The sequence below is a fragment of the uncultured Campylobacter sp. genome, assembly GCF_938031315.1.
In the GTDB taxonomy this organism is placed as follows: domain Bacteria; phylum Campylobacterota; class Campylobacteria; order Campylobacterales; family Campylobacteraceae; genus Campylobacter_B.
Map to the genome: position 1 here is coordinate 1 of NZ_CALHHT010000345.1, position 6,273 is coordinate 6,273.

Here is a 6,273-nt window from a genome sequence, read left to right on the forward strand (position 1 = left end):
ATAAACACGCAAAGTCGCGCGTTCACTATATGCTACCGAACTTGTATGCGCTGTCTATGAGCCCGCCAAGCTCATCCTCATTAATGTCAAAACAACAATCACTCATATTGCTAGAAAGCGTGTCAGCTGGCAGGTATAAAAGAAAACTACTGCGAAAGTGGCGCAAAATACGATACCTCCACGCCTAGCTGCTTAGTGCTTGCTGCTCTGCGCGCGCAAACCCAAGATCCAAAAAGAGATTTAAAGCAAAGTAGCGCCTGCCACCCTACGCGCGTGCGATAGCTCAAAGCTGCCAAAAAGTTTGCGCTCACTTCGCCACTGAGCGCAATTTGCCTATTGCGCGCCTATTAATGCTTTCAGATTTCAACCTGTTCGCTTTTACTTTCCGTCTTTTAAATGCCTGCGCGCAGCTAGCTGCAAAGACGTATTTGCTGGATATGCCTGTAGCTCGCCCCTCATGCCCTTGATAAAAATCCGCCGTAATTTATGCAGATATTTGAAGTAGGATCCGTTTTGAGGCGATTTTTCATACGAAGCCTAAAAGCGCTACGCCGATACAGATGCTCGCGCCATTTTTTGCTCTGCGCGCGCTGCCTGCGTCGCTGCGGTTACAATTTTTCTGATACGACATTTAAAGACAACCTATCGCCAAAACTACCGAAAAGCTTTTAACCTTGTTTTTTCTGCTTTAGAATTTAGTCTCAATCAGTTCTTTGCTAATAAACCGACAGAATTTCCATGCTTTGATATAACCCATCCAAGCAGAATTTAGCTAAATTTATTTGGATTCCTAAAGACGCGGCAACTTTTCTATCGCGTCTTATTTCGAATAGCAGCAAAATTCTATCGCCACACTGCAAAGAGTTAAATTCTATCGAGCAAATTTATTAAAAATTTTAAGAGCAGCAAAAGCGATAATGGATGGTTAATGCTTTTCTATATGGATACCGCCGCCAAATTTTAATCAAAAGATATCCATTAAATTTAGGCTCTTTAAATTAGCCAGCAAAAGCTTAAATTTCACAAGGTTCCCTGTGAAAGCAAACCCCGCAATACTTCATTAAGCGGCGCAAAAGCCGCTTTAAATTTTATCCCGCGACGCGATTTACCCAGATCAAAAACTCATCGCTCGGGTTCTCGTCGTCCAGATGCGCGGGCGTGACGAGCTCAAGCGCGGTCTGCGGGATCGTCGTTTTGAACGTCTGTGTTACCCACTGCTGAAATTTCAGGTTTGGATGCACGATAAAGTCGTCCTCCTCGCTGTTTGGCGGAGCGCTAAAATCCTCGTCCCAGCAGATCTCATCGTATCCGATCGCAAGCAATCGCAAAAAATCAAGCCCGCTATGAGCCAAAACGCAGGTCATCGTCGAACCCGAGCCGGAGCCCATGTGCACGATCTTCGTCTCGCCCGCATCGTCCAGCCATAGCGCGCACATCGAGCCCTCCGAGCCGCTGCCTGCGAACACGCAAAGCCGCTGCTTGATCTCCGCAGCAAGCTCGCGATCCTCGCCGTAAAACCAATACCTTAGCTCCTCGTCGCGATTTTTCGGCTCATCCGTGAAAAATACGATGTCCGTGCCGCCCTCGCGCTCATCGTCGCTCCAACTCTGCTGCAACCGATCCTGCGGGTAGAGATAGCCGCGTCTGCGCCCGCCCGCGTCGTCATAAAAGCCGTTTGCCTCGATCCACGCATAAAGCGCCTCAAGTTCGCTCGGCACGCGCATGCCCTGCGGTAGCGCTTCGCGTAGCTGCGCTAACAATAAATTTTCCACGATCGCTCCTTTTGTTAAATTTGCCGCTCGAATTTTACTGCGTTTTGGCTAAATTTACGGATACTTTGTTTGATATTTGCGGCGTTTTACGCACCCCGTCGCCGCAAGCGCAAATCGGCTCTTTAAATTTAGCCGATTTGATTGCGATACGCACGCGGCGGCGTGAGCGCATATTTGAAAAAGGTATGAGAATTTTTAGTAGAAAAATGCGTAAATTTTTACGACTTAAATTTTGCTATCTTGCAATCTCTTTACTATATTTTTTAGAAATTTGCGGCCTTAAATTTAGCTCGCCGCAAAGAGTAAAATTTTAGCAATATCTATAAATTTAAAATTTCTCGCGCCTTTTGCTTGTACGCCTCAAATTTTTGCTCAAACTCCGCGCGTCTTTGCAGCTCGTTTTTCGCCCCTATTTTGGTGTACCCAGAGCCTCGCCCCAGAAAATATACATAGCCGGTATCTTTAAACTCCACCGCAAGCGGCATTTGCGCGCCCTCTACCCCCTCGCAAATAAGCTGCGCAAGCGCGTACTCCTCCAGCGCAAAGGCGTGCGGATACAGGCTTATCTTTTTTAAATTTTTAAGAGCGGCGAGCGGCAAAAGCGCCGGATATGGGGCTTTGCACTTCACCCAGGTTAGTTTTAGCACTTCAAGGCCCGTTAGGCCTTTGAGAAACTCGAAATCTGCAATCGGCTGATCCCAATCTAGCGTGCCGTTGATACACAGATATCGCAGCGAGGCTATGCCGCTAAGTCCAGAAAAATCGCTCACTCTGCGTAAATTTTCAAAATGCGCCGATCTTAAGCTTTTCAGCTCGCGCAGAGGCGAAAGGTCGCAAAATGCCGAGACGTATTCCAAAACGAGCTCCTGCAAAAGCGGCAGTTCGGCGAGAAAGTTGGTATTCTTCACTTGAGTTCTCGTAATGCGCAGACGCTTAAGCTGCCTAAGCCTAGATATCGCGGCGATCTGCTCCTTGCTAGGCAAGTGCAGGGTAAGCTCCTGCAGATCCCCGCACTCAAAAATCTGCTCCCAAAAAGGAGTATCCGCCCCTATTGTAGCGATCTGCAAGCTCTGCTTGTCCGCCACGGGGCCGTTTAGCGCGAATGCGAAACGCTCGCGGTTGGGCACCATCGCCCAGTAATCGTCCTTTCGATCTAGCATATCCGCAAAGTGATGTATCATTCGTAATCTCCGTTTTTGAAATTTTAAAGCACGAATTTTATCGCGCAAGCGGCGCGCTAAATTTAAACCCGTTTTCGAGCTCGTAAACCCTGTCGCCCTAAATTTAGGCTCGCTGCGGCTCAGCCTGCGAATATTTCCGCTGTCACAATAACTCGCCGCGGTAGTTTGCCTTTAAATTTAAGCCTGCCAGGCTCTAATCAAATTTGAGCCGCATAAGCTTTGGTTAAATCAAGCTCACGCGCTTCGAATTTGCAAATTTCACGCCGCTTGAGCGGGCGAAAAAATAGAATTTCGTCTAAATTCCAAGCTCGGCTCTTACGAGCGCTTCGTTTTGCGGTGTCAAAAAGCCCGCGATATCCTGCCACATGGAGTGAAAGCCGTATCCGCCGTCTATCATCTCGCTGCGCGCGGCGTCCAGACTCCAGCCCTGATAGATCACGCGGTACATCGCCACCACAAGCCCCGTGCGATCGGCTCCGTGATAGCAGTGCACGAGCACGGCGCCCTCCTTTTGGCGCTCGCGAATGGTGCGCAAGACGTCCGCGATCTGCGCGGGCTTTATCTCCCAGCTTTGAAGCGGCTTGTTCGCGAGCCAAAATTGATCGCCAAACGCCCTTCTGTCGCCGCCTCTGCTAAAATGGCGCAGATTTACGATGCTTTTGATGCCAAGCTCGTGCAGCTTCGCGGCGTAGCTTCCATCAAGCTGAGCGCTACGAAACAGCAGCTCGTCCACGCGGTAGAAATTTTTCGCTTCGTCGATGAGGGTTGCTTTTTGCGATGAGTTTGGGGTTGTGCCGCTCGCTGCGGTATCTGCGCTTTTAAAATGCGTGTCTTTAAATTTGGCGTCTTTTGCGTCCGAGAGATTTAGCTCCGCGCCGCTCGTTTTTCTAAAATTTATGGAATTCGCATCTGTCGCAAGCTCCGCATTTACGCTGGTCGCAAAGAAAAGCGCGGCCGCTAATGCAAGGGTTTTAAATTTCAAATTTCATCCTTTAAATTTGGCTAAATTTTATGATTTTTGTAAAATTTAACGCCAGACGGGTCAAAATGCAAAACGTAAGCGCGCCCAAATTTAACGCAAAATTTGAGCGTCAAACCCGCCAAAATCGCCGCTAAATTTTGCCGCGAGCCCGCAAGTCGCGCCGTTAAAATCAAAATTTCGTTTTAAATTTCCCCGTTCCCGCCCTCGGTATCGCTAGATCAGTACGCGGTAGTTACATTGCGTAGTTACATTGCCCTTGTAAATTTACTGAAAATAAATCGTAAAAGGGGTGCGCCGTTTCCGCGAGCGCTGCCATAAACCTGTTTCACAGGTGAGTTTCGTACTCGCCTCTTGCGATACTTACCCGAAATTTTAATTTTCACGAAATTCTTTCAAATTTCGCCGCTAAATTTGACGCTTTAGTTGGTCAGATCAGTCTGCCAGTTCGCGCCTTGCAGCGTCGTGTCAAGCTGTCTGATCTGCTTAGCCAGCTCGTCCACCTGCTTTTGCAGCGCCGCGACGTCGACCGTGCTTAAAATTTTAATCTCGCTGCGCGAATAAACATCCACTTTTTGCGCGGAAGCTTGCGCAAAAGCCCGCAATGCACCCGCTTTTAGCGTGAGTACGTCGCGCTTGGCGATTAGCTCGGTTAGGCTCTTGCCGTCCGCTTTTGCGGTGCAGTTGGTTAAATTTATCCGAACGATTAGCCGCTCAAGCTCGCTTGTGAGCGCATCCAGCTCGGCTAGTAGCGCCTTTGGCTCTTCGCTGGGTTTCTCGCCCTCTTGCACCTTCGCGTTGTCCGCGAGCCTTGATTTTAGCTGCTCGATGCGTTTTTGTATGTCGGCGCGCAGTATCAGCGCCTCGGCTAGTTTCATTTTCGTCCTTTTTAAAATTTATTTGCCGCCGCCAAGCTGTCGATCTTGTCCGTAGTGCGGTGAATACGGGCCGTAGAGCAAGCATTTGTTGCAGTTTTGGCCCAGCAGCATCGCATCTGCGCTCGCAGAGAGCTTGTATCCCGCGTCGGAGACGGTATCGCCGATCTGTTTGATGACCGCGGAGATCAGCATGCCTACAAGATCGCTACTGCCTCTGCTTGAGTCGTCGCTTACCTGCGCCGAGCCCTCCCAGAGCGTCGCGCCGCTTCGCAGATCCACGAGCTTGGCATTGACCGCCACGACGACGACCTCATAGGGGGCAATCGCACGCGGCCAGATGATGCCGCTCTCGTCGTGATTCTGCTCGATTGCCGCCGCCATCGTACGCCCGACGCCGATGCCGTAGCAGCCCATCTGCAGGGGCTGCGCCTTGCCCGTCTCATCGAGGAAGGTTGCGCCCATCGCCGCGCTGTACTTCGTGCCGAGCGCGAAGATCTGCCCTGCCTCGATGCCGCGCCCGATGTGGAGATGTCCGTGCTCGCAGACGGGGCATTCATCGCCTTCCTCCACGAGGCGGATGTCCGCCACCGTCACCGCGCCAAAGTCGCGCTGAGGATTCACGTTCGTATAGTGGAAGTCTGCCTCGTTCGCACCGGAGACGGCGTTGTGCATCCGCATCGCCGTCTCGTCGACGACGATATGCGTCCCCTCCTTGATGCCGATCGGGCTCATAAAGCCGGGACAGCCGCCCGCCGCACGGATCGCTTCCTCGTCTGCCATGCGCAGCTCGCGCGCGCCCGGAACGGCATTCGCGAGCTTGATTTCGTTGACCTCATGGTCACCGCGCAGGAATGCGAGGATGAGTGTATCGTCCTCCGTCTGATAGGCAACCGCCTTGATCGTCTTTTCCACGGGAATCTTGAGATATTCTGCAAGCAGGGCTATCGTATGCGTGCCGGGCGTTGCCACCTTCTCGAGCGGCAACACCTCTTCGTGGGGAGCGTCGATGGGACGCAACGCCGCCTTCTCGTCGCTCGCCGCATAGCTGCACGCATCACAGCACGCAATGCGCGACTCGCCTTCGGGCGCAAGCACGGTGAACTCCTCGGAGTGCCCTCCGCCGATTGCGCCGCTGTCCGCTTCCACCGCGCGGAAGTCCAGTCCGCAGCGCGTGAATACATTCGTGTACGCATCGTACATCTTGCGGTAGGACTCGTTCATCCCCTCGATGTCCTTATCAAAGGAGTAGAGATCCTTCATGATAAATTCGCGGCTGCGCATGACACCGAAACGCGGACGGCGCTCGTCGCGGAACTTGTCCTGAATCTGATAGAGGAGCACGGGCAGCTGCTTGTAGGAGCGCAGCTCATCCCGCACAAGCGCCGTAATCATCTCCTCATGCGTCGGTCCCATGCAGAACTCGCGGCCATGACGATCCTTCACGCGGATCATCTCCGCGCCGT

Annotated in this window: 5 protein-coding genes; all 5 read right to left on the minus strand. The window is 51.8% G+C overall.

Annotation, left to right across the window (positions count from 1 at the left end; translation table 11 throughout):
• Positions 1-1,088: 1,088 nt before the first annotated feature.
• Positions 1,089-1,772 (minus strand): SMI1/KNR4 family protein, encoded by a 684-nt coding sequence (locus Q0236_RS08260; protein ID WP_297916806.1) that lies wholly within the window; start codon positions 1,770-1,772, stop codon positions 1,089-1,091.
• A 320-nt stretch (positions 1,773-2,092) separates the two neighbouring features.
• Positions 2,093-2,953 carry a hypothetical protein gene (locus Q0236_RS08265; protein WP_297916808.1) on the minus strand — a complete coding sequence of 287 codons (861 nt, stop codon included), beginning with the start codon at positions 2,951-2,953 and terminating at the stop codon, positions 2,093-2,095.
• Between the two features lie 295 nt (positions 2,954-3,248).
• The gene (locus Q0236_RS08270; protein ID WP_297880162.1) at positions 3,249-3,935 is read right to left on the minus strand and encodes a tyrosine-protein phosphatase; all 687 of its coding nucleotides are present in this window, start codon (positions 3,933-3,935) and stop codon (positions 3,249-3,251) included.
• Between the two features lie 419 nt (positions 3,936-4,354).
• Positions 4,355-4,810, minus strand: a complete 456-nt coding sequence (locus Q0236_RS08275; protein ID WP_297916810.1) for a DIP1984 family protein — start codon at positions 4,808-4,810, stop codon at positions 4,355-4,357.
• A gap of 18 nt (positions 4,811-4,828) precedes the next feature.
• On the minus strand, positions 4,829-6,273 hold a 1,445-nt coding region (gene proS / locus Q0236_RS08280), incomplete at its 5' end, for a proline--tRNA ligase (RefSeq protein WP_297916812.1).

Excerpts from the sequence above, each read along its gene's own strand:
- Q0236_RS08265 (WP_297916808.1), bottom strand. The coding sequence starts at position 2,953 with ATGATACATCACTTTGCGGATATGCTAGATCGAAAGGACGATTACTGG.
- Q0236_RS08275 (WP_297916810.1), bottom strand. The coding sequence starts at position 4,810 with ATGAAACTAGCCGAGGCGCTGATACTGCGCGCCGACATACAAAAACGC.